Below are 24,896 nucleotides of genomic sequence, written 5' to 3'. Positions count from 1 at the left end.
CGAACATAAGGAATTGATACAATGGCTGATCTCGCAAAGATCGTAGACGACCTCTCCTCGCTGACCGTTCTGGAAGCTGCAGAACTGTCCAAGCTTCTCGAAGAAAAGTGGGGCGTTTCCGCTGCTGCTCCGGTAGCAGTTGCTGCTGCTGGCGGTGGCGCTGCTCCGGCTGCTGCTGAAGAAGAAAAGACCGAGTTCGACGTTATCCTGGCTGACGCCGGCGCTAACAAGATCAACGTCATCAAGGAAGTTCGCGCTATCACGGGCCTCGGCCTGAAGGAAGCTAAGGACCTCGTTGAAGCCGCTCCGAAGGCTGTCAAGGAAGCTGTTTCCAAGGCTGAAGCTGCCGACATCAAGAAGAAGCTTGAAGACGCCGGCGCTAAGGTCGACGTTAAGTAATCTTGAACTGCATCTGGGAGGCTGGATTTCCGGCCTCCCATTTGCCGTTTCCCGGAACGAATTACCCAAAAGCCGCGTGAAAACGGCTTTTGGGTAATGGGTTCTTCAAGAGGATGGTCTCGAACCGAGACGCGCAGGCAATCCGGCCTCGTGATTTCGGGAAGTGAGACGAGTTTGAAGCGCACATTGCTTGACGGGGTCGACTGGCCATCGGTTCCCGTCCGTTGCAGGCCCGGATGCAATTTTGAAGGAGCGACGATGGCTCAGACCCTTTCGTTCAATGGTCGTAGGCGCGTACGCAAGTTTTTCGGTAAGATCCCAGAAGTCACGGAAATGCCGAACCTCATCGAGGTTCAGAAGGCGTCCTATGACCAATTTTTGATGGTTGAAGAGCCCAAGGGCGGTCGCCCTGACGAGGGCCTTCAGTCGGTTTTCAAGTCCGTATTCCCGATCACGGATTTCTCCGGCGCTTCCATGCTGGAGTTCGTGTCCTACGAGTTCGAGCCGCCGAAGTTCGACGTCGATGAATGCCGCCAGCGCGACCTGACCTACGCCGCGCCGCTGAAGGTTACTCTCCGTCTGATCGTGTTCGATATCGATGAAGATACGGGCGCGAAGTCGATCAAGGACATCAAGGAACAGTCGGTTTACATGGGCGACATGCCGCTCATGACAAACAACGGTACGTTCATCGTGAACGGCACCGAGCGCGTTATCGTGTCTCAGATGCACCGTTCGCCGGGCGTGTTCTTCGACCACGACAAGGGCAAGAGCCACTCGTCCGGCAAGCTGCTGTTCGCCGCTCGCGTCATCCCGTATCGCGGTTCCTGGCTCGATATCGAATTCGACGCCAAGGACATCGTCTACGCCCGTATCGACCGTCGCCGCAAGCTGCCGGTAACGTCGCTGCTGATGGCGCTCGGCATGGACGGCGAAGAAATCCTGTCGACCTTCTATACCAAGTCCGACTATGTTCGTGACGGCAAGGGCTGGCGCATTCCGTTTACGCCTGAGACCCTCAAGGGTGCGAAGACGATCAGCGACATGATCGACGCCGACACCGGCGAAGTCGTCGTCGAAGGCGGCAAAAAGCTGACCCCGCGTCTGCTCCGTCAGCTGTCCGAGAAGGGCCTCAAGGCTCTGCAGGCGACCGACGAAGACCTGTACGGCAACTTCCTCGCTGAAGACATCGTCAACTACTCCACGGGTGAAATCTACCTCGAGGCAGGCGACGAAATCGACGAGAAGTCGCTCGCCGTCATCCTGTCGCATGGCTTCGAAGAGATCCCGGTTCTCGGCATCGACCACATCAATGTCGGCGCCTACATCCGCAACACGCTGAACGCCGACAAGAACGAGAACCGTCAGGACGCTCTGTTCGACATCTACCGCGTCATGCGTCCGGGTGAACCGCCGACCATGGAATCGGCCGAAGCGATGTTCAACTCGCTGTTCTTCGACGCCGAGCGCTACGACCTGTCGGCCGTTGGTCGCGTCAAGATGAACATGCGTCTCGACCTCGAAGTCGAAGACACCGTCCGTGTCCTGCGCAAGGACGACATCCTGGCCGTGGTCAAGATGCTGGTCGAACTGCGTGACGGCAAGGGCGAGATCGACGACATCGACAACCTCGGCAACCGTCGTGTTCGCTCCGTCGGCGAACTGATGGAAAACCAGTACCGTCTCGGCCTGCTCCGCATGGAGCGCGCGATCAAGGAACGCATGTCCTCGATCGAAATCGACACGGTCATGCCGCAGGACCTGATCAACGCCAAGCCGGCAGCAGCTGCCGTCCGCGAATTCTTCGGCTCCTCGCAGCTGTCGCAGTTCATGGACCAGGTGAACCCGCTTTCGGAAATCACCCACAAGCGTCGTCTCTCGGCTCTTGGCCCGGGTGGTCTGACCCGCGAGCGCGCAGGCTTCGAAGTCCGCGACGTTCACCCGACCCACTACGGCCGTATTTGCCCGATCGAAACGCCGGAAGGTCCGAACATCGGTCTGATCAACTCGCTGGCTACCTTCGCACGCGTCAACAAGTACGGCTTCATTGAATCGCCGTACCGCCGCATCGTTGACGGCAAGGTCACGAACGACGTTCTTTACCTCTCCGCAATGGAAGAGGCGAAGTACTACGTCGCTCAGGCCAACGCCGAACTCGGTTCCGATGGTTCGTTCGTTGACGAATTCGTTGTTTGCCGTCACGCCGGCGAAGTTATGCTTGCTCCGCGCGATAGCATGAACCTGATGGACGTTTCGCCGAAGCAGGTCGTTTCGGTCGCAGCCGCTCTCATCCCGTTCCTGGAAAACGACGACGCCAACCGCGCTCTCATGGGCTCGAACATGCAGCGTCAGGCCGTGCCTCTGCTGCGCGCTGAAGCTCCGTTCGTCGGCACCGGCATGGAGCCGATCGTTGCTCGCGACTCCGGCGCTGCCATCGGCGCTCGCCGTGGCGGTGTGGTCGACCAGGTTGACGCGACGCGTATCGTTATCCGCGCGACGGAAGACCTCGATGCCGGCAAGTCCGGTGTTGATATCTACCGTCTGCAGAAGTTCCAGCGTTCGAACCAGAACACCTGCGTCAACCAGCGTCCGCTGGTCACCGTCGGTGACGTCATCAACCGCGGCGACATTCTCGCCGACGGCCCGTCGACGGACCTGGGCGACCTGGCACTCGGCCGCAACGCGCTCGTCGCGTTCATGCCGTGGAATGGTTACAACTACGAAGACTCGATCCTGATGTCGGAACGCATCGTCGCTGACGACGTGTTCACCTCCATCCACATCGAAGAATTCGAAGTGATGGCCCGCGACACCAAGCTTGGTCCGGAAGAAATCACGCGCGACATTCCGAACGTTTCGGAAGAAGCGCTGAAGAACCTCGACGAAGCCGGTATCGTCTACATCGGTGCTGAAGTTCAGCCGGGCGACATCCTCGTCGGCAAGATCACGCCGAAGGGCGAAAGCCCGATGACGCCGGAAGAAAAGCTTCTGCGCGCCATCTTCGGTGAAAAGGCGTCCGACGTTCGCGACACCTCCATGCGCATGCCTCCGGGCACCTACGGCACGATCGTCGAAGTTCGCGTTTTCAACCGCCACGGCGTTGAAAAGGACGAGCGCGCGATGGCCATCGAGCGCGAAGAGATCGAGCGTCTTGCAAAGGACCGCGACGACGAGCAGGCGATCCTCGACCGTAACGTCTACGGCCGTCTGATCGACATGCTGCGTGGCCAGGTTGCCATCGCAGGCCCGAAGGGCTTCAAGAAGGGCACCGAGCTCGCCAACGCCGTCGTCTCCGAATATCCCCGCTCGCAGTGGTGGATGTTCGCCGTCGAAGACGAGAAGGTTCAGTCCGAGCTCGAAGCTCTGCGTGGCCAGTACGACGAATCCAAGTCGCGCCTTGAACAGCGCTTCATGGACAAGGTCGAGAAGGTCCAGCGCGGCGACGAAATGCCTCCTGGCGTCATGAAGATGGTCAAGGTCTTCGTCGCTGTGAAGCGCAAGATCCAGCCGGGCGACAAGATGGCCGGCCGTCACGGTAACAAGGGCGTTGTCTCGCGTATCGTGCCTGTCGAAGACATGCCGTTCCTCGAAGACGGCACGCATGTCGACATCTGCTTGAACCCGCTGGGCGTGCCTTCGCGCATGAACGTCGGCCAGATCCTCGAAACCCACCTTGCCTGGGCTTGCGCCGGCATGGGTAAGAAGATCGGCGAGCTGCTCGACGAATACCGCAAGACGATGGACATCACCGACCTGAAGACGGAGCTGACGGATGTCTACGCTTCGCAGGCCAAGGATGAAGTCGCCCACTTCGATGACGACGCGCTGGTCAAGCTGGCCGAGCAGTCCCGCCGTGGTGTCTCCATCGCAACGCCGGTCTTCGACGGTGCGCATGAGCCTGACGTTGCCTCGATGTTGAAGAAGGCAGGTCTGCACGAAAGTGGTCAGTCGGTTCTGTACGACGGCCGCACGGGCGAGCCCTTCGACCGCAAGGTCACCGTCGGCTACATGTACATGATCAAGCTCAACCACTTGGTTGACGACAAGATCCACGCTCGTTCGATCGGTCCTTACTCGCTCGTTACCCAGCAGCCGCTGGGTGGTAAGGCGCAGTTCGGCGGTCAGCGCTTCGGGGAAATGGAAGTCTGGGCTCTGGAAGCATACGGTGCGGCTTACACGCTGCAGGAAATGCTCACGGTCAAGTCCGACGACGTCGCCGGCCGTACCAAGGTCTACGAAGCCATCGTCCGTGGCGACGATACGTTCGAAGCGGGTATTCCCGAAAGCTTCAACGTTCTCGTCAAGGAAATGCGCTCTCTGGGTCTTTCCGTCGAGCTCGAGAACTCGAAGGTTGACGAGCAGCAGACCGGCCAGTTGCCGGACGCCGCCGAGTAACCACCTGATAGGGTGCGCGCTGTTATGCAGCGCGCACCGTCCCAGCTCTGGCCCCGTAACGTGTTGGCCGGGAAGGGACGATTTCGCCGCATTCTGCGGTTATTGTCGTTTTTTCGCGATGGTGCGGCGCCCGGGATTTGCCGCTGATCATCGCAGTTTGAGGGCTTTCAGCCCATGAAGGAGACAGGCATGAACCAAGAGGTCATGAATCTTTTCAATCCGCAGGTGCCTGCGCAGAATTTCGATTCCATCCGGATCTCGATTGCGTCTCCGGAGAAGATTCTCTCCTGGTCTTATGGTGAGATCAAGAAGCCGGAAACGATCAACTATCGTACGTTCAAGCCTGAACGCGATGGTCTGTTCTGCGCCCGCATCTTCGGACCGATCAAGGACTACGAATGCTTGTGCGGCAAGTACAAGCGCATGAAGTACAAGGGCATCATCTGCGAAAAGTGCGGCGTCGAAGTTACGCTGTCGCGCGTTCGCCGTGAGCGCATGGGCCACATCGAGCTCGCCGCTCCCGTTGCCCACATCTGGTTCCTGAAGTCGCTCCCTTCGCGCATCTCGACGTTGCTCGACATGACGCTGAAGGATGTGGAGCGCGTTCTCTACTTCGAACATTACATCGTCACTGAGCCGGGCCTCACCGCGCTCAAGGAGCACCAGCTCCTGACGGAAGAAGAATACATGCTTGCTGTCGATGAGTACGGCGAAGATCAGTTCACCGCCATGATCGGCGCTGAAGCCATCTTCGAAATGCTGGCATCGATGAACCTTGAGAAGATCGCGGGCGACCTGCGCTCGGATCTGGCCGACACCACGTCGGATCTCAAGCAGAAGAAGCTGATGAAGCGCCTGAAGATCGTCGAGAACTTCATGGAGTCGGGCAACCGTCCGGAATGGATGATCATGAAGGTCGTCCCGGTTATCCCGCCGGACCTGCGCCCGCTGGTTCCGCTCGATGGCGGCCGTTTCGCGACGTCCGACCTGAACGACCTGTACCGCCGCGTCATCAACCGTAACAACCGTCTGAAGCGCCTGATCGAACTGCGCGCTCCGGGCATCATCATCCGCAACGAAAAGCGCATGCTGCAGGAATCTGTGGACGCGCTGTTCGACAACGGCCGCCGTGGCCGCGTCATCACCGGCGCCAACAAGCGTCCGCTGAAGTCGCTGTCCGACATGCTCAAGGGCAAGCAGGGCCGCTTCCGTCAGAACCTGCTCGGCAAGCGCGTCGACTATTCCGGCCGTTCGGTCATCGTGACCGGTCCGGAACTGAAGCTGCACCAGTGCGGCCTGCCGAAGAAGATGGCGCTCGAACTGTTCAAGCCGTTCATCTACGCCCGCCTCGACGCCAAGGGTTATTCCTCGACCGTCAAGCAGGCCAAGAAGTTGGTTGAAAAGGAAAAGCCGGAAGTCTGGGATATCCTCGACGAGGTTATCCGCGAGCATCCGGTTCTCCTGAACCGCGCACCGACGCTGCACCGCCTGGGCATCCAGGCCTTCGAACCGATCCTGGTCGAAGGCAAGGCCATCCAGCTGCACCCGCTCGTCTGCACGGCCTTCAACGCCGACTTCGACGGCGACCAGATGGCCGTTCACGTGCCGCTGTCGCTCGAAGCCCAGCTCGAAGCCCGCGTCCTGATGATGTCGACGAACAACATCCTGCACCCTGCAAACGGTGCACCGATCATCGTTCCGTCCCAGGACATGGTTCTCGGCCTGTACTACCTCGCGATCATGAACCAGAACGAGCCGGGCGAAGGCATGGCCTTCTCCGATCTGGGCGAACTGCATCACGCGCTTGAAAACAAGGTCGTGACGCTGCACTCGAAGATCCGCGGCCGCTTCAAGTCGATCGACGAGGATGGCAAGCCCTACTCGAAGATCTATGAAACGACCCCTGGCCGTCTGCTCATCGGCGAACTTCTGCCGAAGAACGGCAAGGTGACCTTCGACATCTGCAACCAGGAAATGACCAAGAAGAACATCTCCAAGATGATCGACACGGTCTACCGTCATTGCGGCCAGAAGGACACGGTCATTTTCTGCGACCGCATCATGCAGCTCGGCTTCACCCACGCCTGCCGCGCCGGCATTTCGTTCGGCAAGGACGACATGGTTATCCCGGACTCGAAGGCGAAGATCGTCGGCGACACCGAAAACCTGGTCAAGGAATACGAGCAGCAGTACAACGACGGCCTGATCACTCAGGGCGAGAAGTACAACAAGGTCGTTGACGCTTGGGGCAAGGCAACCGAAAAGGTCGCCGAGGACATGATGGCCCGCATTAAGGCCGTCGAGTTCGATCCGGAAACGGGTCGTCAGAAGCAGATGAACGCCATCTACATGATGTCGCACTCGGGTGCCCGTGGTTCTCCGAACCAGATGCGCCAGCTGGGCGGCATGCGCGGCCTGATGGCCAAGCCGTCGGGTGAAATCATCGAGACCCCGATCACGTCGAACTTCAAGGAAGGTCTGACCGTTAACGAGTACTTCAACTCGACCCACGGTGCCCGTAAGGGTCTCGCAGACACCGCTCTGAAGACGGCAAACTCGGGTTACCTGACCCGTCGTCTCGTCGACGTCGCGCAGGATTGCATCGTCAACCTCGTGGATTGCGGCACCGACAAGGGCCTCACCATGACCGCCATCGTCGATGCCGGTCAGGTCGTTGCTTCGCTCGGCGTTCGTATCCTCGGCCGTACGGCTCTTGACGATATCGATCATCCGGTTACCGGCGAGCGTCTCGTCGACGCCGGCAAGATGATCCTCGAGCCCGATGTCATCGAGATCGAAAAGGCTGGTATCCAGTCGATCCGTATCCGCTCCGCACTGACCTGCGAAGTCCAGACGGGCGTCTGCTCGGTCTGCTACGGTCGTGACCTTGCCCGCGGTACCCCTGTAAACATGGGTGAAGCGGTCGGCGTCATCGCCGCTCAGTCGATCGGCGAGCCGGGCACGCAGCTCACCATGCGTACGTTCCACCTTGGTGGCACGGCAAACGTGGTCGACCAGTCGTTCCTGGAAGCATCGTATGAAGGTACGATCCAGATCAAGAACCGCAACGTTCTGCGCAACTCGGAGAACGTCCTCGTCGCCATGGGCCGCAACATGGCGGTCACCATTCTCGACGAGCGTGGCGTCGAGCGCTCTTCGCAGCGCGTCGCTTACGGTTCGAAGCTGCACGTCGATGACGGCGACAAGGTCAAGCGCGGCCAGCGTCTGGCCGAGTGGGATCCGTACACCCGTCCGATGATGACGGAAGTCTCGGGTACCGTTCAGTTCGAAGACGTCGTCGATGGTCTCTCCGTTCTCGAAGCGACCGACGAATCCACGGGTATCACCAAGCGTCAGGTTATCGACTGGCGTTCGACCCCGCGCGGTTCTGACCTCAAGCCGTCGATCGTCATCATGGATGCCAGCGGCAACGTCATGAAGCTGCCGCGCGGTGCTGATGCCCGCTTCCAGCTGTCGGTTGACGCGATCCTGTCGGTCGAGCCTGGTCAGAAGGTTTCCCAGGGTGACGTGCTTGCACGTTCGCCGCTGGAAAGCGCCAAGACCAAGGACATCACCGGTGGTCTGCCGCGTGTTGCCGAACTGTTCGAAGCTCGTCGTCCGAAGGACCACGCCATCATCGCTGAGATCGATGGTACGATCCGCCTCGGCCGCGACTACAAGAACAAGCGTCGCGTCATCATCGAGCCGGCGGAAGACGGTGTCGAGCCGGTCGAGTACCTGATCCCGAAGGGCAAGCCGTTCCATCTGATGGAAGGTGACTATATCGAAAAGGGTGACTACATCCTCGACGGTAACCCCGCGCCGCACGACATCCTGGCGATCAAGGGCGTCGAAGCTCTGGCTTCGTACCTGGTCAACGAAATCCAGGAAGTCTATCGTCTGCAGGGCGTTGTCATCAACGACAAGCACATCGAAGTGATTGTCCGTCAGATGCTGCAGAAGGTGGAAATCACCGATGCAGGCGACTCGACCTATATCGTCGGCGACAACGTCGACCGTATCGAGCTCGAAGACGTCAACGACAGCCTGATCGAACAGGGCAAGAAGCCTGCCTATGGCGAGCCGGTTCTGCTCGGTATCACCAAGGCATCGCTGCAGACGCCGTCCTTCATCTCCGCCGCGTCCTTCCAGGAAACGACGAAGGTGCTGACGGAAGCTGCGATCGCCGGCAAGACCGACGGCCTGCAGGGTCTGAAGGAAAACGTCATCGTCGGCCGCCTCATCCCGGCCGGTACCGGTGGCACCATGACCCAGATCCGCCGTATCGCGACCTCGCGCGACGAGCTGATCCTCGAAGAACGCCGCAAGGGCACGGGCGCCGATGTCGCGACCCCGATGCTTCAGGATCTGGCTGGCGAAAGCGCACCGGCCGCCGAGTAATCGGCGCCCGGGTCGCAAGACTGGATATCAAGAATTGAAAACCGCCCGGAGCGATCCGGGCGGTTTTTTCGTTTCAGGATATAAAAGTGAGGGGCGGGGAGGGCGCGGCGGTCAGCCGATCATCGGCAGGCAGTGTTCCATGCCATAGCCCAGCCGGGCTTTCGCTTGCGCAAGATCGGTCCAGAAGAAGCGAAACTGGATCGGGTCGCCGCCGCCGAATGGCGTGAGCTCATGGTGTAGCCATGTCTCCGGGTGGTGATCGTTCAGTTCGACATGAAAATAGTGCCGGCGGTGCCAGGCGATACCGCCGATCTTCAGCGCAAACCGGTAGTCGTGGACGGCAAGCGGGGTGAGGGGAGCTGATGGCGCCAGGCCGGTTTCCTCGGAGAATTCCCGCAACGCCGCTTCGGCGATATCTTCACCGGTCTCGACGGTTCCGCCCGGCACCTGCCAGAGCACGTCGGGAAAGTCCGGCTCATCGAAAACGAGAAGCCGGTCGCGCCAAGTGGCATAGATGAGCACTTTCAGCGCATCCGGCTCCATCATCTCGGCTCAGCTGAAGCGGATGATCGCGACTTCGCCTTCGACCGCGCCCTTGTAGGCGGATGCGTGCGGCTCTTCTTCCGGAATGTCGGTCAGCATGCCGATCTGGTCGAGGTCGGCCTCGATGAAACCTTCCTCGGACAACGCGTTCAGCGCCTCGCGAACCGCGCTGTCGTCGTCGGCCGCCTTCAGCATGATGTGCAGATCGACACCTTCGCTGCCATCGGTCTCATAACCCTTGCCGATGATGATGAAGACCATCGGGCCTTCGTTGTTGTTGTCGTTGTCCGGGCTGGTAATCATTCTTTGTCCTTCGATTCGAGATTTGAATCTCATTTCAGGCACTTGGCCTCTGCAATCTCTGATTCCTTAGCCGCTTTCGCTGCAATGCCCAAGTTTATCTTGGCCACCGCACGCGATTTTGTCTAAAAGGTCCAAGCGAGGGCCAAAAGGCCGCGTTTCAAGGCCTTCTCGGGAAGATTATTTGTTAACAGCCTTGACGAGACGACGGGAAACCAGTAGTACCCGCGCCATCGGAACCCATGTGAGGCATGGCCATCTGGGGCGACACGCCCTCGATATCACCTCAAACAAGGTTCGAAACGCACGTTGAAGATATGTTGCCTGCACGCATGACGCATTTCTTTTGCGTCCTCTGCTCTTTGTGGTCCATCTGCGAAAACAGATCGGGCCACGTTTTGCGCATTGAGACAGGCGTGTGATCTTGCCGGAGACGGCGTGAGTTACGCCCGCAAGGGTTTGAGATTTAAACGTAAGGGATGGTTGAATGCCTACCGTAAACCAGCTGATCCGCAAGCCGCGCCAGCCAAACGTAAAGCGTAACAAGGTTCCTGCTCTGCAGGAAAACCCGCAGAAGCGTGGTGTTTGCACCCGCGTCTACACCACGACCCCGAAGAAGCCGAACTCGGCTCTCCGTAAGGTTGCCAAGATCCGTCTGACCAATGGCTTCGAAGTCATCGGCTACATTCCTGGCGAAGGTCACAACCTGCAGGAACACTCTGTCGTCATGATCCGTGGCGGCCGCGTGAAGGACTTGCCAGGTGTTCGTTACCACATCATCCGCGGCGTTCTCGATACCCAGGGTGTCAAGAACCGCAAGCAGCGCCGCTCCAAGTACGGTGCGAAGCGTCCGAAGTAATTCGGACTTTTTGTAAATTCGGCGCTGCGTGAGGTCCTCCGCGTGATAAAGCGCCTTAACGGTTAAGAGACGAGAAGTATGTCCAGACGTCACAGAGCAGAAAAGCGCGAGATCAACCCGGACCCCAAGTTCGGCGATCTCATCGTCACCAAGTTCATGAATGCAATCATGCTTGACGGCAAGAAGTCCGTCGCTGAAAGCATTGTTTACGGCGCATTTGACTCCGTGCAGAACAAGTCGAAGCAGGAGCCGCTGGTTGTTTTCCACGCCGCCCTCGACAACATTGCTCCGCACGTAGAAGTCCGTTCGCGCCGCGTTGGTGGTGCTACGTACCAGGTTCCGGTCGATGTTCGCCCTGAGCGTCGCCAGGCCCTCGCAATTCGCTGGCTGATCACTGCCGCTCGCAAGCGCAATGAGACGACGATGGTCGATCGCCTTTCCGGCGAACTTCTCGATGCATCCAACAACCGTGGTAGCGCCGTCAAGAAGCGCGAAGACACGCACAAGATGGCTGATGCCAACCGTGCGTTCTCGCATTATCGCTGGTAATCCCGAACGGTTCCCGAAAGGCAGTCCATTATGGCTCGCGAATATAAAATCGAAGACTACCGTAATTTCGGTATCATGGCGCACATCGACGCCGGCAAGACGACGACGACCGAGCGTATCCTTTACTACACCGGCAAGTCGCACAAGATCGGCGAAGTGCACGATGGCGCCGCCACGATGGACTGGATGGAGCAGGAGCAGGAGCGTGGCATCACGATCACGTCCGCTGCGACCACGACCTTCTGGAAGGGTCGCGACGGCAAGATGCGTCGCTTCAACATCATCGACACTCCCGGCCACGTCGACTTCACCATCGAAGTCGAACGTTCGCTGCGCGTTCTCGACGGTGCTGTTGCCCTTCTCGATGCCAACGCAGGCGTAGAGCCGCAGACAGAAACCGTCTGGCGTCAGGCTGAGAAGTACAACGTTCCGCGTATGATCTTCTGCAACAAGATGGACAAGACCGGTGCTGACTTCTACCGCTCGGTAGAAATGATCAAGACCCGTCTCGGCGCCACCGCAGTCGTCATGCAGCTCCCGATCGGCGCAGAGTCCGACTTCAAGGGCGTTGTCGACCTGATCGAGATGAACGCACTCATCTGGCGCGACGAATCGCTCGGCGCTCAGTGGGACGTCGTCGAAATCCCTGATGACCTGAAGGAAAAGGCTGCTGAATATCGCGAAAAGCTGATCGAGACCGTTGTCGAGATCGACGAAGCCGCGATGGAAGCCTACCTCGAAGGCACCATGCCCGACAACGACCAGATCCGCGCGCTCGTTCGTCGCGGCACGATCGACGTCAAGTTCCACCCGATGTTCTGCGGCACCGCCTTCAAGAACAAGGGCGTTCAGCCGCTGCTCGACGCCGTTGTCGACTACCTGCCGTCGCCGCTCGACATTCCGGCGATCAAGGGCATCGACTTCAAGACCGAAGCCGAAATCGAACGTCATGCTGACGACGCCGAGCCGCTTTCCATGCTCGCGTTCAAGATCATGAACGACCCCTTCGTCGGGTCGCTGACCTTCGCTCGCATCTACTCCGGCAAGCTCGAAAAGGGCGCGTCGGTCATGAACACGGTCAAGGACAAGCGCGAGCGCGTCGGCCGCATGCTGCAGATGCACTCGAACTCGCGTGAAGACATCGAAGAAGCCTTCGCAGGCGACATCGTTGCTCTCGCCGGTCTCAAGGAAACCACCACTGGCGATACGCTCTGCGATCCGCTGAAGCCGGTTATCCTCGAGCGCATGGAATTCCCCGAGCCGGTCATTCAGATCGCGATCGAGCCGAAGACCAAGGGCGACCAGGAAAAGATGGGCCTCGCGCTCAACCGTCTGGCTGCTGAAGACCCGTCCTTCCGCGTGAAGACTGACCAGGAATCCGGTCAGACGATCATCGCCGGCATGGGCGAACTTCACCTCGACATTCTCGTTGACCGTATGCGTCGCGAATTCAAGGTTGAAGCAACCGTCGGTGCTCCGCAGGTTGCCTACCGCGAAACCATCACGCGTCAGCACGAAGAAGACTACACGCACAAGAAGCAGTCCGGTGGTACCGGTCAGTTCGCGCGCGTCAAGATCATCTTCGAACCGAACCCAGAAGGCGACGACTTCAAGTTCGAATCCAAGATCGTCGGCGGTGCTGTTCCGAAGGAATACATCCCGGGCGTTCAGAAGGGTATCGAAAGCGTTCTGTCTTCCGGTCCGCTGGCTGGCTTCCCAATGCTCGGCGTCAAGGCGACGCTCGTTGACGGTGCCTTCCACGACGTTGACTCGTCCGTCTTGGCGTTCGAAATCGCTTCGCGTGCTTGCTTCCGTGAAGCAGCCAAGAAGGCCGGCGCTCAGCTCCTCGAGCCGATGATGAAGGTCGAAGTCGTAACGCCGGAAGATTACGTCGGCGACGTCATCGGTGACCTGAACTCCCGCCGTGGTCAGATCCAGGGTCAGGAACAGCGCGGCATCGCGATCGTCATCAACGCCAACGTTCCGCTGGCGAACATGTTCAAGTACGTCGACAACCTGCGCTCCATGTCGCAGGGCCGCGCACAGTACACGATGACCTTCGATCACTACTCGCCGGTCCCGTCGAACGTCGCAACCGAGATCCAGGCAAAGTATTCCGGTCAGAAGTGACCGGAATACCAATTGACCGATAACAAGAATTAAGTCCCTCGCGGACTTGCAAGAATGGAGAGCCTAAATGGCAAAGAGCAAATTTGAGCGCAACAAGCCGCACGTTAACATCGGCACGATCGGCCACGTTGACCACGGCAAGACGTCTCTGACGGCAGCGATCACCAAGTATTTCGGCGAGTTCAAGGCGTACGACCAGATCGACGCTGCTCCGGAAGAAAAGGCACGCGGCATCACCATCTCGACGGCCCACGTCGAGTACGAGACGGCCAACCGTCACTATGCCCACGTTGATTGCCCCGGCCACGCCGACTACGTCAAGAACATGATCACCGGTGCCGCACAGATGGACGGCGCGATCCTGGTTTGCTCGGCTGCTGACGGCCCGATGCCGCAGACCCGCGAGCACATCCTGCTTGCTCGTCAGGTTGGCGTTCCGGCTCTGGTCGTGTTCCTCAACAAGGTCGACCAGGTCGACGACGCGGAACTGCTCGAGCTCGTCGAGATGGAAGTTCGCGAACTTCTGTCGTCCTACGACTTCCCGGGCGACGACGTTCCTGTCGTCAAGGGTTCGGCTCTGGCCGCTCTCAACGATTCGGACAAGAAGATCGGCGAAGACGCCGTTCGCGAACTGATGGCCGCTGTCGACGCCTACATCCCGACGCCTGAGCGTCCGATCGACCAGCCGTTCCTGATGCCGATCGAAGACGTGTTCTCGATCTCGGGTCGTGGTACGGTTGTGACCGGTCGCGTCGAGCGCGGCATCGTCAAGGTTGGTGAAGAAGTCGAAATCGTCGGCATCCGCGCCACCTCGAAGACGACGGTTACCGGCGTTGAAATGTTCCGCAAGCTGCTCGATCAGGGCCAGGCTGGCGACAACATCGGCGCGCTGGTTCGCGGTGTTAACCGTGACGGTGTTGAGCGTGGTCAGATCCTGTGCAAGCCGGGCTCTGTCAAGCCGCACAAGAAGTTCATGGCTGAAGCCTACATCCTGACGAAGGAAGAAGGCGGCCGTCATACGCCGTTCTTCACCAACTACCGTCCGCAGTTCTACTTCCGCACGACGGATGTGACCGGCATCGTTTCTCTGCCGGAAGGCACGGAAATGGTTATGCCTGGCGACAACGTCACCGTTGCTGTTGAGCTGATCGTTCCGATCGCGATGGAAGAAAAGCTGCGCTTCGCTATCCGCGAAGGCGGCCGTACCGTCGGCGCAGGCATCGTTGCCTCGATCATCGAGTAATCATTGAGATCGGCCGTCTCGAAAGAGACGGCCGCTTCGATGACATTATTATGAAGCAAGTGGCTTTAGCCGCTTGCTTATTACAAAGAAATACGGCACATGGCGCGCAAGCGCTGTTTGCGCGCTGCTTCGTTTTTTCGAGGCGGCAGACTGAAGCTAACATAAAGGTGGCCGAAAGGCCTGAAGACTGGATAGGGATGCCGGTTTCCGACGTCCCTCTCGATCTTTGAAACCGGTGGTCCGCCTTTAGGGAAGAAAACAACCCGTGCCTTGAACAAGGGCGCGTAAGTAACAAACACAAGGATAACGTCGAATGAACGGCCAAAATATCCGCATTCGCCTGAAGGCGTTCGATCACCGCATTCTCGACGCTTCGACGCGCGAGATCGTGTCGACGGCGAAGCGCACCGGCGCAAGCGTCCGGGGCCCCGTTCCGCTTCCGACTCGCATCGAGAAGTTTACGGTAAACCGGTCCCCACACATCGACAAGAAGAGCCGCGAGCAGTTCGAGATGCGCACGCATAAGCGCCTCCTCGACATCGTTGACCCGACACCGCAGACGGTAGACGCGCTGATGAAGCTCGATCTCGCCGCTGGTGTCGATGTTGAGATCAAGCTCTGAGCCTAGCTCGAGCTGAGTTGGAAGGATTGAACCGATGCGTTCAGGTGTGATTGCACAGAAGATCGGCATGACCCGCGTCTATAACGACGCCGGCGAACATGTTCCGGTAACAGTATTGCGTATGGAAGGCTGCCAGGTCGTAGCCCAGCGCACAGTAGAAAAGAACGGCTACGCCGCAGTTCAGCTCGGTGCTGGTACGGCGAAGGTCAAGAACACGTCCAAGGCGATGCGCGGCAATTTCGCTATTGCCAACGTCGAGCCGAAGGCCAAGCTCGCTGAATTCCGTGTCACGGAAGACAACCTGCTTGACGTCGGCACCGAGCTCAAGGCTGGCCACTTCGCCACCGGTCAGCTCGTCGATGTCACCGGCACGACGATTGGTAAGGGCTTTGCCGGCGCCATGAAGCGTCACGGCTTCGGCGGTCTGCGCGCCACGCACGGTGTGTCGGTTTCGCACCGCTCGCACGGTTCGACCGGCTCGCGCCAGGACCCGGGCAAGGTTTTCAAGAACAAGAAGATGGCTGGTCACATGGGCCAGACGCGCGTAACGACTCAGAACCTTGAAGTGGTTTCGACCGACGAAGATCGTGGTCTGATCCTGATCAAGGGTGCAGTACCCGGTTCCAAGGGTGCCTGGATCATCGTGCGCGACGCCGTCAAGTCGGCCGCGAAGTAAGGGAGCCAGACCAATGGAATTCAACGTCAAGACCCTCGAGGGAAAAGACGCAGGGAAGGTTTCTCTTTCTGACGCGATTTTCGGTCTCGAGCCCCGCGAAGACATTCTCGCCCGCGTAATCCGCTGGCAGCTTGCCAAGAAGCAGCAGGGCACTCACCAGGCTAAGGGCCGCGCCGACGTATGGCGCACCGGCGCCAAGATGTACAAGCAGAAGGGTACGGGCCGCGCTCGTCACCATTCGGCTCGTGCTCCGCAGTTCCGCGGCGGTGGTAAGGCTCACGGCCCGGTTGCTCGCAGCCACGAACACGACCTTCCGAAGAAGGTTCGCGCTCTCGGCCTGCGTCTGGCTCTGTCGGCAAAGCTGAAGTCCGATGATGTCATCATCATCGACAACCTGGTTGCTGCTGAAGCAAAGACCAAGGCACTGGCTTCGACCTTTGCAACGCTCGGCCTGACCAACGCTCTCTTCATCGGCGGCGCCGAACTTGATGGCAACTTCAAGCTCGCAGCCAAGAACATCCCGAACATCGATGTTCTGCCGATCCAGGGCATCAACGTTTATGACATCGTGCGCCGTGGCAAGCTCGTGCTTTCCAAGGCTGCCGTTGAAGCTCTAGAGGAGCGTTTCAAGTGACCGATCTTCGCCACTATGATGTGATCGTCTCGCCGTCGATCACCGAAAAGTCCACTCTGGTATCGGAAAACAACCAGGTTGTTTTCAACGTCGCTAAGACGGCGTCGAAGCCGGAAATCAAGGCTGCAGTCGAGGCGCTCTTCGGCGTCAAGGTCACGGCCGTCAACACTCTGCTCCGCAAGGGCAAGACCCGTCGTTTCCGCGGTTTTGTCGGCAAGCAGAAGGACGTGAAGAAGGCAATCGTGACTTTGGCTGAAGGCCAGACGATCGACGTCTCCACCGGTCTCTGAGGAATAAAAACATGGCATTGAAAACATTCAATCCTACGACCCCGAGCCAGCGTCAGCTGGTCATCGTCGACCGCTCTTCGCTCTACAAGGGCAAGCCGGTCAAGGCGCTGACGCAGGGTCTGACCAAGAGCGGCGGTCGTAACAACCTCGGTCGCATCACGGCTCGCTTCATCGGCGGCGGTCACAAGCGTACGTATCGTCTGATCGACTTCAAGCGTCGCAAGTTCGAAGTTGAAGGCACGGTAGAGCGTATCGAATACGACCCGAACCGTACCGCGTTCATCGCGCTCATCTCCTACGCCGACGGCGAACAGGCCTACATCATCGCTCCGCAGCGCCTTGCTGCCGGCGACAAGGTCATCGCCTCTGAAAAGGCTGTGGACGTAAAGCCGGGCAACACCATGCCCCTGCAGTACATCCCGGTTGGCTCCATCATCCACAACGTGGAAATGAAGCCGGGCAAGGGCGGTCAGATCGCTCGCTCCGCTGGTTCCTACGCACAGCTCGTAGGCCGCGACGCGGGTCTCGCGATCCTTCGTCTGAACTCTGGCGAACAGCGCCTCGTGCCGGGCTCCTGCCTTGCTTCGATCGGTGCGGTTTCGAACCCTGACCACGCCAACATCAACGACGGCAAGGCCGGTCGTACCGTATGGCGCGGCAAGCGTCCGCATAACCGCGGTGTTGTCATGAACCCTGTCGACCACCCGCACGGTGGTGGTGAAGGCCGCACTTCTGGTGGTCGTCATCCGGTTACCCCTTGGGGTAAGCCGACCAAGGGCAAGCGCACCCGGTCGAACAAGTCGACCGACAAGATGATCATGCGCTCGCGTCATCAGCGTAAGAAGTAAGAGAGGAAGTCTCCAATGGCTCGTTCAGTATGGAAAGGTCCGTTCGTTGACGGCTATCTTCTCAAGAAGGCTGAGAAGGTTCGTGAAGGCGGACGTGCAGAAGTAATCAAGATCTGGAGCCGTCGCTCCACGATCCTGCCCCAGTTCGTCGGTCTCACCTTCGGCGTCTACAACGGCAGCAAGCATATTCCGGTCAACGTCAATGAAGACATGGTCGGTCACAAATTCGGTGAATTCTCTCCGACCCGGACCTACTACGGTCACGGTGCGGACAAGAAGGCAAAGAGGAAGTAACGATGGGCAAGGCAAAAGCCGAACGCCGGCTGAAGGACAACGAGGCGCAAGCAGTCGCCCGCACGCTCCGCGTCAGCCCACAGAAGCTCAACCTGGTTGCCGCGGCTATCCGCGGCAAGAAGGTCGAGCGCGCACTCGCTGAGCTGGAATTCTCCCGCAAGCGCATCGCAGGCGCCGTCAAGAAGACGCTCGAATCTGCGATCGCAAACGCCGAGAACAACCATGATCTCGACGTTGACTCGCTGGTCGTAGCGGAAGCTTACGTCGGCAAGTCGATCGTCATGAAGCGTTTCCACGCTCGTGGCCGTGGTCGTGCATCGCGCATCGAAAAGCCCTTTGCGCACCTCACGATCGTTGTTCGCGAAGTTGAAGCCGCCACCGAGGAGGCCGCATAATGGGTCAGAAAATCAATCCAATTGGTTTCCGTCTTGGCATCAACCGTACCTGGGATAGCCGCTGGTTCGCGGACAATGCCGAATACGGTCAGCTGCTGCACGAAGACCTGAAGATGCGCAAGTTCGTCATGAGCGAACTGAAGCAGGCTGGTATCTCCAAGGTGGTTATCGAGCGTCCGCACAAGAAGTGCCGCGTCACGATCCACTCGGCTCGTCCGGGCCTGATCATCGGCAAGAAGGGCGCAGACATCGACAAGCTCCGCAAGAAGCTGTCGGACATGACGAACTCCGAAACGCACCTCAACATCGTTGAAGTTCGCAAGCCGGAAGTCGACGCTGTTCTGGTCGCTCAGTCGATCGCTCAGCAGCTCGAACGTCGTGTTGCTTTCCGTCGCGCCATGAAGCGCGCCGTTCAGTCCGCAATGCGTCTTGGCGCCGAAGGCATCAAGATCACCTGCGCGGGCCGTCTCGGCGGTGCTGAAATCGCTCGTACGGAATGGTACCGCGAAGGTCGCGTGCCGCTGCATACGCTGCGCGCTGACATCGACTACGGCACAGCCGAAGCGGAAACCGCTTTCGGTATCTGCGGCATCAAGGTTTGGATCTTCAAGGGCGAAATCCTTGAGCACGATCCGATGGCCTCCGAGCGCCGCGCACTCGAGGGTGATGCTCAGGGTCCGGCTAGCCGTGACCGCGATCGTCGCCGCGACAACGCTTAATAGCGTTGGTGGCAGATAAGTTCGGAGAATAAGAAAATGTTGCAGCCAAAGCGTACCAAGTACCGCAAGCAATTTAAGGGCCGCATCAAGGGCGTCGCCAAGGGTGGTTCCGACCTCGCCTTCGGTGAATTCGGCCTTAAGGCTCAGGAGCCAAACCGCGTAAATGCACGCGAGATCGAAGCGGCCCGCCGCGCGATCACGCGCTACATGAAACGTGCTGGCCGTGTATGGATCCGCGTGTTCCCGGATGTTCCGGTAACCGCAAAGCCGACCGAAGTCCGTATGGGTAAGGGTAAGGGCTCTGTTGAATATTGGGCATGCAAGGTCAAGCCAGGCCGCATGATGTTCGAGATCGACGGCGTCAGCGAAGAAATCGCTCGCGAAGCGCTTCGCCTCGGCTCTGCCAAGCTCTCGGTCAAGACGCGCTTCGTACAGCGCATTGCAGAGTAAGGAGCAAGGCACATGAAAGCCGAAGAAGTTCGCGGCCTGACGGCCGATCAGCTCAAGGACAAGCTCGCCGACCTGAAGAAGGAGCAGTTCAACCTGCGCTTCCAGAAGGCCACCGGTCAGCTCGAAAAGTCCTCCCGCGTCAACGAAGTTCGCAAGGACATCGCCCGCGTGAAAACCATTGCCCGCCAGAAGGCGGCAGAAGCAAAGGCCTAAGAATATGCCGAAGCGCATCCTGCAGGGCGTCGTCGTTGGCGACAAGAACGAGAAGACTGTAGTTGTCCGCGTTGAGCGTCGTTTCGCTCATCCGCTGATGCAGAAGACCGTTCGTCGTTCCAAGAAGTACAAGGCCCACGACGAAAACAATCAGTACAAGATTGGCGATACCGTATCCATCGAGGAATGCGCGCCGATCTCCAAGGACAAGTGCTGGACGGTCATTTCCGGCCAGGCAAAGTAAGAATTTCTCGCGAGGCCTTGCGTCTCGCGGAAATTTCTGTATGAAGCAGCGTCAGAACGCTCGTTCGTCGAGCGTTCTTTTGCTTTGAGCGCACGGAAGGTCCCGTTTGGGAAACCACCCTGGCACGATCGATCCCGCGCTAGTCAAGCTATTGCCGTGTTTTCGCCTGCTCTCGTGGCAAGCGGCCGGCTGACAATTTTCATATGCCGGGGTAGGGGGCGACAGCCCAACCATTCCGGTAAACACAAGAAGGCGACCTGATATGATTCAGATGCAAACAAACCTCGACGTGGCGGATAATTCCGGCGCACGTCGTGTCATGTGCATCAAGGTGCTGGGCGGTTCTAAGCGCAAGTATGCCTCGATCGGCGACGTTATCGTCGTTTCGATCAAGGAAGCTATTCCGCGCGGCCGCGTGAAGAAGGGTGACGTGATGAAGGCGGTTGTCGTTCGCACCGCCAAGGAAATCCGTCGCGTAGATGGTTCCATCATCCGCTTCGACACCAATGCAGCAGTCCTCATCGACAACAAGAAAGAGCCGATCGGCACCCGTATCTTCGGACCGGTTCCGCGCGAACTTCGCGCCAAGAACCACATGAAGATCATCTCGCTCGCTCCAGAAGTTCTGTAAGGAGCACGAACGATGCAAAAGATTCGTAAGGGCGACACGGTCGTCATGCTCGCAGGCAAGGACAAGGGCCGCACTGGCGAAGTCCTTCAGGTTCTGCCCAAGGAAGATCGCGCCGTAGTCCGTGGCGTCAACGTCGTGAAGCGCCACCAGCGCCAGACGCAGACCCAGGAAGCCGGCATCATCAGCAAGGAAGCCTCGGTTCACTTGTCCAACGTCTCGATCATCGACAAGGACGGCAAGCCGACCCGCGTTGGTTTCAAGGTTGTTGACGGCAAGAAGGTCCGTGTGGCCAAGCGTTCCGGTGAGGTGATCTGATGGCTCAGGCAAAGTACGAGCCGCGGCTCAAGAAGGAATATGTCGAGCGCATCCGTGCGGCGATGCAGGAGAAGTTCTCCTACGCCAACGAGATGATGATTCCGAAGCTCGACAAGATCGTAATCAACATGGGTGTTGGTGAAGCAACGGCTGATTCGAAGAAGCCGACTGTTGCTGCAGCTGACCTGGCCGCTATCGCTGGTCAGAAGCCGGTCATCACCCGTGCACGCAACTCCATCGCTGGCTTCAAGGTCCGCGAAGATATGCCGATCGGCGCAAAGGTTACCCTGCGCGGCGCTCGCATGTACGAGTTCCTGGACCGTCTCGTGAACATCGCGCTTCCGCGCGTTCGCGACTTCCGCGGCCTGAACCCGAAGAGCTTTGACGGCCGTGGCAACTTCGCCATGGGCATCAAGGAGCACATTGTGTTCCCTGAGATCAACTACGATAAGGTTGATCAGATGTGGGGCATGGACATCATCGTTTGCACGACGGCCACCAAGGACGACGAAGCACGGGCTCTGCTCACAGAGTTCAACTTCCCGTTCCGTCAGTAACCGTAACGACGAGCGTAGAAAAGGAACCACACATGGCGAAGACCAGCGCAGTTGAAAAGAACAAGCGCCGCCGTATTACGGTCGCCAACCAGGCCGCTAAGCGCGCCGAGTTGAAGGCGATCATCATGAACCAGGCTCTTCCGATCGAAGACCGGTTCAAGGCCTCGATCAAGCTGGCATCCCTGCCGCGCGATGGATCGAAGACCCGTATTCGCAACCGTTGTGAAGTATCGGGCCGTCCGCGCGCATACTACCGCAAACTGCGCATGTCGCGTATCGCGCTGCGTGAACTCGGCAATCTCGGCAAGGTGCCGGGCATCGTCAAGTCCAGCTGGTAAGGAGCAGGTTAGATGACAATGACTGATCCGTTGGGCGATATGCTCACCCGCATCCGTAACGGCGCTTCCCGCCGCAAGTCGTCGGTCTCGACGCCTGCTTCGAAGCTCCGTGCACGTGTTCTCGATGTTCTCCAGGCTGAAGGCTACATCCGTGGCTACGCTCTTGTCGATTTCGGCAATGGCAAGTCTGAAATCAACATCGAGCTGAAGTACTACGAAGGCGCATCGGTGATCCGTGAGATCGGCCGTGTGTCCAAGCCGGGCCGCCGGGTTTATGTCTCGGTCAAGTCCATTCCGCAGGTCGCGAACGGTCTCGGCATCACCATCCTTTCGACTCCGAAGGGTGTGATGGCTGATCACCAGGCTCGCGAACAGAACGTTGGTGGCGAGGTTCTTTGCTCGGTATTCTAATACCGAGCATCGATCTCCATAGCGAACAGACAGGATATAAAAATGTCTCGTATCGGTAAGAAGCCCGTTCAGATTCCTGCTGGGATTACGGCTACGGTCGAAGGCCAGAAGGTTACTGCAAAGGGCCCGAAGGGCGAGCTGTTCTTCGTCGCAAACGACGAAGTCGGCGTTAAGCTCGAAAACAATGCGGTTGTCGTGACGCCGCTCACGCAGTCGAAGGATGCTCGTTCGAAGTGGGGCATGTCCCGCACGATGATCGAGAACATCTTCACGGGTGTTAAGGACGGCTACGAGCGCAAGCTCGAAATCAACGGCGTCGGTTACCGCGCGTCGCTTCAGGGTAAGAACCTGCAGCTCGCTCTCGGTTTCAGCCACGACGTGGTTTATGAGCCGCCGGTCGGCATCACGATCGCTGTGCCGAAGCCTACTGAAATTGTTGTCACTGGCATCAATAAGCAGCAGGTCGGCCAGGTTGCCGCTGAAATCCGCGAATACCGCGGTCCTGAGCCTTACAAGGGCAAGGGCGTCAAGTATGCCGGCGAACGTATCGTTCGCAAAGAAGGCAAGAAGAAGTAAGGATCACGCGAAATGGCTAGCAGGAAAGAAGCACTTGCACGTCGTGCCAACCGCGTGCGCCGTCATCTCAAGTCGGTGGCCAATGGCCGTCCGCGCCTGTCGGTTCATCGCTCCTCGAAGAACATCTACGTTCAGGTTATCGACGATGTTGCCGGCAAGACCCTCGCGGCTGCCTCGACGCTCGATAAGGACCTGCGCGGTTCTCTGAAGACCGGTGCTGACACCGCGGCAGCTGCCGCCGTTGGCAAGCTCGTCGCCGAGCGCGCCTCCAAGGCTGGTGTCAAGGAAGTCGTATTCGACCGTGGCGCCTTCATCTATCACGGCCGTATCAAGGCCCTAGCAGATGCAGCCCGCGAAGGCGGTCTGACCTTCTAATGAATTTCCGGCCGAAGCTCTAAGCTCCGGCCGGATTTTAACCGGACCGCAAACGCTCCTCGATAGGGGAGGCTGCTGCGGTCCTCGTGTTGTCTGCCGTTCCACCCGCAAAAGAAAAAGGAAAAGGACAATGGCACAGGAAAGAAAAGGTTCGCGCGACGATCGCCAGAACCGCGAAGAGCGCGATAGCGAATTCGTCGACAAGCTGGTCGCGATCAACCGCGTCGCCAAGGTCGTCAAGGGCGGCCGTCGTTTCGGTTTCGCAGCCCTCGTCGTCGTCGGTGACCAGAAGGGCCGCGTTGGCTTTGGTCACGGCAAGGCACGTGAAGTGCCGGAAGCAATCCGCAAGGCAACTGAAGCTGCCAAGCGCGAACTGATCTTCGTACCGCTGCGTGACGGCCGTACGCTGCATCACGACGTTCACGGCCGCCACGGCGCCGGCAAGGTTCTGCTTCGTTCGGCCAAGGTCGGTACCGGTATCATCGCCGGTGGTCCGATGCGCGCTGTTTTCGAAACGCTCGGCGTTCACGACGTCGTCGCCAAGTCGACCGGTTCCTCGAACCCATACAACATGGTTCGCGCTACCTTCGACGCTCTGAAGCACCAGGTTCACCCGAAGGACATCGCAGCACAGCGCGGCATCAAGTATGCAACGCTCCAGGCTCGCCGTGCCGCTTCCGGTAACGCTTCTGAAGAATAAGAGGAGCTGATCCATGGCCAAGGCTACAAAGAAGACCGAAGCAAAGACGGTTACCGTCGAGCAGATCGGCAGCCCGATTCGCCGTCCGGATGTCCAGCAGCGCACGCTGATCGGTCTCGGGCTGAACAAGATGCACCGTCGTCGCACGCTGGAAGATACCCCTTCCGTTCGTGGCATGATCCGTGCTGTCCAGCATCTCGTTCGCATCGTCGACGAGAAGTAAGCAGGGAGTATTCGCTATGAAACTCAATGAAATCAAAGACAACGAAGGTTCGACCCATAGCCGCAAGCGCCTCGGCCGCGGTATCGGTTCGGGCTCCGGCAAGACCGGTGGTCGCGGTGTCAAGGGTCAGAAGTCCCGTTCGGGCGTAGCCATCAACGGCTTCGAAGGCGGTCAGATGCCAATCTACCGTCGCCTGCCGAAGCGCGGCTTCAACAACATCTTCAAGGCCGACTTCGTTGTCGTGTCCCTGGAGCGTGTTCAGGCTGCTATCGACGCTGGCAAGCTCGACGCCAAGTCCACGGTTGATGCAGCAGCTCTCAAGGCTGCCGGCGTTATCCGTCGCGTCAAGGACGGCGTTCGCGTTCTCGCCGACGGCGAGCTGAAGGCAAAGGTCAAGTTCGAAGTTGCTAGCGCTTCCAAGCCGGCAGTCGAAAAGATCGAAAAGGCTGGCGGTTCCGTCACGCTTCTTTCTGCCGCAGCTGCAGAATAATTTAATCTATGATAAACCGCCCGGGGTGCTTCACACCGGGCGGTTTTGCTCCCATATGTGAGCCTCACAAAAACCG

At 58.8% G+C, this 24,896-nt stretch carries 30 protein-coding genes; 28 read left to right on the top strand and 2 right to left on the bottom strand.

The features are described from left to right. The first annotated feature begins 21 nt into the window (after positions 1–21). From rplL to rpoC, 3 genes are all read left to right on the top strand, one after another. Positions 22–399: a 50S ribosomal protein L7/L12 gene (gene rplL / locus ACODTZ_RS13460; protein WP_018902688.1), complete on the top strand. Its 378-nt coding sequence runs from the start codon at positions 22–24 to the stop codon at positions 397–399. Positions 400–657: 258 nt separating this feature from the next. Next, positions 658–4,794, top strand: coding sequence for a DNA-directed RNA polymerase subunit beta (gene rpoB / locus ACODTZ_RS13455; RefSeq protein WP_018902687.1), 4,137 nt, complete (start codon positions 658–660; stop codon positions 4,792–4,794). 189 nt (positions 4,795–4,983) lie between these two features. After that, positions 4,984–9,195: a DNA-directed RNA polymerase subunit beta' gene (gene rpoC, locus ACODTZ_RS13450; RefSeq protein WP_413390887.1), complete on the top strand. Its 4,212-nt coding sequence runs from the start codon at positions 4,984–4,986 to the stop codon at positions 9,193–9,195. A 111-nt stretch (positions 9,196–9,306) separates the two neighbouring features. Here the strand turns inward: rpoC and ACODTZ_RS13445 are convergent, their stop codons facing one another. Both ACODTZ_RS13445 and ACODTZ_RS13440 read right to left on the bottom strand, forming a co-directional pair. Next, on the bottom strand, positions 9,307–9,738 hold the full coding sequence (locus ACODTZ_RS13445) for an NUDIX hydrolase (protein ID WP_489026597.1): 432 nt from the start codon (positions 9,736–9,738) through the stop codon (positions 9,307–9,309). A gap of 9 nt (positions 9,739–9,747) precedes the next feature. Beyond that, positions 9,748–10,041, bottom strand: a complete 294-nt coding sequence (locus ACODTZ_RS13440) for a hypothetical protein (protein WP_018902684.1) — start codon at positions 10,039–10,041, stop codon at positions 9,748–9,750. A 484-nt stretch (positions 10,042–10,525) separates the two neighbouring features. Between ACODTZ_RS13440 and rpsL the strand changes: the two genes are divergently transcribed. The 25 genes from rpsL (at position 10,526) to rplO (ending at position 24,820) form a co-directional block, all read left to right on the top strand. Beyond that, positions 10,526–10,897 carry a 30S ribosomal protein S12 gene (rpsL, locus tag ACODTZ_RS13435; protein ID WP_018902683.1) on the top strand — a complete coding sequence of 124 codons (372 nt, stop codon included), beginning with the start codon at positions 10,526–10,528 and terminating at the stop codon, positions 10,895–10,897. 78 nt (positions 10,898–10,975) lie between these two features. Beyond that, positions 10,976–11,446 carry a 30S ribosomal protein S7 gene (rpsG, locus tag ACODTZ_RS13430; protein WP_018902682.1) on the top strand — a complete coding sequence of 157 codons (471 nt, stop codon included), beginning with the start codon at positions 10,976–10,978 and terminating at the stop codon, positions 11,444–11,446. Positions 11,447–11,476: 30 nt separating this feature from the next. Beyond that, positions 11,477–13,576 (top strand): elongation factor G, encoded by a 2,100-nt coding sequence (gene fusA, locus ACODTZ_RS13425; protein WP_112945139.1) that lies wholly within the window; start codon positions 11,477–11,479, stop codon positions 13,574–13,576. A gap of 67 nt (positions 13,577–13,643) precedes the next feature. Further along, positions 13,644–14,819, top strand: a complete 1,176-nt coding sequence (tuf, locus tag ACODTZ_RS13420) for an elongation factor Tu (RefSeq protein WP_111561256.1) — start codon at positions 13,644–13,646, stop codon at positions 14,817–14,819. A 313-nt stretch (positions 14,820–15,132) separates the two neighbouring features. Beyond that, positions 15,133–15,441, top strand: coding sequence for a 30S ribosomal protein S10 (rpsJ, locus tag ACODTZ_RS13415; RefSeq protein WP_003547547.1), 309 nt, complete (start codon positions 15,133–15,135; stop codon positions 15,439–15,441). Between the two features lie 34 nt (positions 15,442–15,475). Beyond that, positions 15,476–16,117 (top strand): 50S ribosomal protein L3, encoded by a 642-nt coding sequence (rplC, locus tag ACODTZ_RS13410; protein ID WP_047509915.1) that lies wholly within the window; start codon positions 15,476–15,478, stop codon positions 16,115–16,117. Between the two features lie 13 nt (positions 16,118–16,130). Further along, complete coding sequence (gene rplD, locus ACODTZ_RS13405; RefSeq protein ID WP_018900275.1) at positions 16,131–16,751, top strand: 50S ribosomal protein L4; 621 nt, start codon at positions 16,131–16,133, stop codon at positions 16,749–16,751. Further along, positions 16,748–17,041, top strand: a complete 294-nt coding sequence (locus ACODTZ_RS13400) for a 50S ribosomal protein L23 (protein WP_018900274.1) — start codon at positions 16,748–16,750, stop codon at positions 17,039–17,041. The genes rplD and ACODTZ_RS13400 overlap by 4 nt, the downstream gene beginning before the upstream one ends. A gap of 11 nt (positions 17,042–17,052) precedes the next feature. Next, positions 17,053–17,889: a 50S ribosomal protein L2 gene (rplB, locus tag ACODTZ_RS13395; RefSeq protein WP_018900273.1), complete on the top strand. Its 837-nt coding sequence runs from the start codon at positions 17,053–17,055 to the stop codon at positions 17,887–17,889. A gap of 15 nt (positions 17,890–17,904) precedes the next feature. Further along, entirely contained in the window at positions 17,905–18,183 is a 279-nt protein-coding gene (rpsS, locus tag ACODTZ_RS13390; RefSeq protein ID WP_018900272.1) for a 30S ribosomal protein S19, read from the top strand. Between the two features lie 2 nt (positions 18,184–18,185). After that, positions 18,186–18,578 carry a 50S ribosomal protein L22 gene (rplV, locus tag ACODTZ_RS13385; RefSeq protein ID WP_018900271.1) on the top strand — a complete coding sequence of 131 codons (393 nt, stop codon included), beginning with the start codon at positions 18,186–18,188 and terminating at the stop codon, positions 18,576–18,578. Further along, a complete protein-coding gene (gene rpsC / locus ACODTZ_RS13380) occupies positions 18,578–19,297 on the top strand; it encodes a 30S ribosomal protein S3 (protein ID WP_018900270.1) in 720 nt (239 codons plus the stop codon). Before rplV ends, rpsC begins: the two co-directional genes overlap by 1 nt. A 36-nt stretch (positions 19,298–19,333) precedes the next feature. Continuing rightward, positions 19,334–19,747: a 50S ribosomal protein L16 gene (rplP, locus tag ACODTZ_RS13375; protein ID WP_003573792.1), complete on the top strand. Its 414-nt coding sequence runs from the start codon at positions 19,334–19,336 to the stop codon at positions 19,745–19,747. 12 nt (positions 19,748–19,759) lie between these two features. Then, positions 19,760–19,960, top strand: coding sequence for a 50S ribosomal protein L29 (gene rpmC / locus ACODTZ_RS13370; protein ID WP_016553554.1), 201 nt, complete (start codon positions 19,760–19,762; stop codon positions 19,958–19,960). A gap of 4 nt (positions 19,961–19,964) precedes the next feature. Beyond that, positions 19,965–20,204 carry a 30S ribosomal protein S17 gene (gene rpsQ / locus ACODTZ_RS13365; RefSeq protein ID WP_018900269.1) on the top strand — a complete coding sequence of 80 codons (240 nt, stop codon included), beginning with the start codon at positions 19,965–19,967 and terminating at the stop codon, positions 20,202–20,204. A 262-nt stretch (positions 20,205–20,466) separates the two neighbouring features. Next, positions 20,467–20,835: a 50S ribosomal protein L14 gene (gene rplN, locus ACODTZ_RS13360; RefSeq protein ID WP_018900268.1), complete on the top strand. Its 369-nt coding sequence runs from the start codon at positions 20,467–20,469 to the stop codon at positions 20,833–20,835. Positions 20,836–20,847: 12 nt separating this feature from the next. Then, entirely contained in the window at positions 20,848–21,150 is a 303-nt protein-coding gene (gene rplX / locus ACODTZ_RS13355) for a 50S ribosomal protein L24 (RefSeq protein ID WP_018900267.1), read from the top strand. After that, complete coding sequence (gene rplE, locus ACODTZ_RS13350; protein WP_018900266.1) at positions 21,150–21,707, top strand: 50S ribosomal protein L5; 558 nt, start codon at positions 21,150–21,152, stop codon at positions 21,705–21,707. The genes rplX and rplE overlap by 1 nt, the downstream gene beginning before the upstream one ends. A 32-nt stretch (positions 21,708–21,739) precedes the next feature. Further along, positions 21,740–22,045 carry a 30S ribosomal protein S14 gene (gene rpsN / locus ACODTZ_RS13345; protein ID WP_018900265.1) on the top strand — a complete coding sequence of 102 codons (306 nt, stop codon included), beginning with the start codon at positions 21,740–21,742 and terminating at the stop codon, positions 22,043–22,045. Between the two features lie 12 nt (positions 22,046–22,057). Further along, positions 22,058–22,456 (top strand): 30S ribosomal protein S8, encoded by a 399-nt coding sequence (gene rpsH, locus ACODTZ_RS13340; RefSeq protein ID WP_018900264.1) that lies wholly within the window; start codon positions 22,058–22,060, stop codon positions 22,454–22,456. A 42-nt stretch (positions 22,457–22,498) separates the two neighbouring features. Further along, positions 22,499–23,032, top strand: coding sequence for a 50S ribosomal protein L6 (gene rplF / locus ACODTZ_RS13335; protein ID WP_018900263.1), 534 nt, complete (start codon positions 22,499–22,501; stop codon positions 23,030–23,032). Positions 23,033–23,044: 12 nt separating this feature from the next. Further along, on the top strand, positions 23,045–23,407 hold the full coding sequence (rplR, locus tag ACODTZ_RS13330) for a 50S ribosomal protein L18 (RefSeq protein WP_018900262.1): 363 nt from the start codon (positions 23,045–23,047) through the stop codon (positions 23,405–23,407). 130 nt (positions 23,408–23,537) lie between these two features. Continuing rightward, the gene (rpsE, locus tag ACODTZ_RS13325; protein WP_018900261.1) at positions 23,538–24,107 is read left to right on the top strand and encodes a 30S ribosomal protein S5; all 570 of its coding nucleotides are present in this window, start codon (positions 23,538–23,540) and stop codon (positions 24,105–24,107) included. Positions 24,108–24,120: 13 nt separating this feature from the next. Beyond that, positions 24,121–24,330 carry a 50S ribosomal protein L30 gene (gene rpmD / locus ACODTZ_RS13320; RefSeq protein WP_016553562.1) on the top strand — a complete coding sequence of 70 codons (210 nt, stop codon included), beginning with the start codon at positions 24,121–24,123 and terminating at the stop codon, positions 24,328–24,330. A gap of 16 nt (positions 24,331–24,346) precedes the next feature. Then, positions 24,347–24,820 carry a 50S ribosomal protein L15 gene (rplO, locus tag ACODTZ_RS13315; RefSeq protein WP_489026302.1) on the top strand — a complete coding sequence of 158 codons (474 nt, stop codon included), beginning with the start codon at positions 24,347–24,349 and terminating at the stop codon, positions 24,818–24,820. Positions 24,821–24,896 lie beyond the last annotated feature (76 nt).

It is taken from the genome of Rhizobium sp. FG113 (assembly GCF_057809895.1).
The sequence above is the reverse complement of the archived record's forward strand: the minus strand, read 5'-3'. Positions and strand labels throughout refer to the sequence as shown.

Coding starts and splice junctions, on each gene's coding strand:
- rplL (WP_018902688.1), top strand. CDS start 22: ATGGCTGATCTCGCAAAGATCGTAGACGACCTCTCCTCGCTGACCGTT.
- rpoB (WP_018902687.1), top strand. CDS start 658: ATGGCTCAGACCCTTTCGTTCAATGGTCGTAGGCGCGTACGCAAGTTT.
- rpoC (WP_413390887.1), top strand. CDS start 4,984: ATGAACCAAGAGGTCATGAATCTTTTCAATCCGCAGGTGCCTGCGCAG.
- ACODTZ_RS13445 (WP_489026597.1), bottom strand. CDS start 9,738: ATGGAGCCGGATGCGCTGAAAGTGCTCATCTATGCCACTTGGCGCGAC.
- ACODTZ_RS13440 (WP_018902684.1), bottom strand. CDS start 10,041: ATGATTACCAGCCCGGACAACGACAACAACAACGAAGGCCCGATGGTC.
- rpsL (WP_018902683.1), top strand. CDS start 10,526: ATGCCTACCGTAAACCAGCTGATCCGCAAGCCGCGCCAGCCAAACGTA.
- rpsG (WP_018902682.1), top strand. CDS start 10,976: ATGTCCAGACGTCACAGAGCAGAAAAGCGCGAGATCAACCCGGACCCC.
- fusA (WP_112945139.1), top strand. CDS start 11,477: ATGGCTCGCGAATATAAAATCGAAGACTACCGTAATTTCGGTATCATG.
- tuf (WP_111561256.1), top strand. CDS start 13,644: ATGGCAAAGAGCAAATTTGAGCGCAACAAGCCGCACGTTAACATCGGC.
- rpsJ (WP_003547547.1), top strand. CDS start 15,133: ATGAACGGCCAAAATATCCGCATTCGCCTGAAGGCGTTCGATCACCGC.
- rplC (WP_047509915.1), top strand. CDS start 15,476: ATGCGTTCAGGTGTGATTGCACAGAAGATCGGCATGACCCGCGTCTAT.
- rplD (WP_018900275.1), top strand. CDS start 16,131: ATGGAATTCAACGTCAAGACCCTCGAGGGAAAAGACGCAGGGAAGGTT.
- rplB (WP_018900273.1), top strand. CDS start 17,053: ATGGCATTGAAAACATTCAATCCTACGACCCCGAGCCAGCGTCAGCTG.
- rpsS (WP_018900272.1), top strand. CDS start 17,905: ATGGCTCGTTCAGTATGGAAAGGTCCGTTCGTTGACGGCTATCTTCTC.
- rplV (WP_018900271.1), top strand. CDS start 18,186: ATGGGCAAGGCAAAAGCCGAACGCCGGCTGAAGGACAACGAGGCGCAA.
- rpsC (WP_018900270.1), top strand. CDS start 18,578: ATGGGTCAGAAAATCAATCCAATTGGTTTCCGTCTTGGCATCAACCGT.
- rplP (WP_003573792.1), top strand. CDS start 19,334: ATGTTGCAGCCAAAGCGTACCAAGTACCGCAAGCAATTTAAGGGCCGC.
- rpmC (WP_016553554.1), top strand. CDS start 19,760: ATGAAAGCCGAAGAAGTTCGCGGCCTGACGGCCGATCAGCTCAAGGAC.
- rpsQ (WP_018900269.1), top strand. CDS start 19,965: ATGCCGAAGCGCATCCTGCAGGGCGTCGTCGTTGGCGACAAGAACGAG.
- rplN (WP_018900268.1), top strand. CDS start 20,467: ATGATTCAGATGCAAACAAACCTCGACGTGGCGGATAATTCCGGCGCA.
- rplX (WP_018900267.1), top strand. CDS start 20,848: ATGCAAAAGATTCGTAAGGGCGACACGGTCGTCATGCTCGCAGGCAAG.
- rplE (WP_018900266.1), top strand. CDS start 21,150: ATGGCTCAGGCAAAGTACGAGCCGCGGCTCAAGAAGGAATATGTCGAG.
- rpsN (WP_018900265.1), top strand. CDS start 21,740: ATGGCGAAGACCAGCGCAGTTGAAAAGAACAAGCGCCGCCGTATTACG.
- rpsH (WP_018900264.1), top strand. CDS start 22,058: ATGACAATGACTGATCCGTTGGGCGATATGCTCACCCGCATCCGTAAC.
- rplF (WP_018900263.1), top strand. CDS start 22,499: ATGTCTCGTATCGGTAAGAAGCCCGTTCAGATTCCTGCTGGGATTACG.
- rplR (WP_018900262.1), top strand. CDS start 23,045: ATGGCTAGCAGGAAAGAAGCACTTGCACGTCGTGCCAACCGCGTGCGC.
- rpsE (WP_018900261.1), top strand. CDS start 23,538: ATGGCACAGGAAAGAAAAGGTTCGCGCGACGATCGCCAGAACCGCGAA.
- rpmD (WP_016553562.1), top strand. CDS start 24,121: ATGGCCAAGGCTACAAAGAAGACCGAAGCAAAGACGGTTACCGTCGAG.
- rplO (WP_489026302.1), top strand. CDS start 24,347: ATGAAACTCAATGAAATCAAAGACAACGAAGGTTCGACCCATAGCCGC.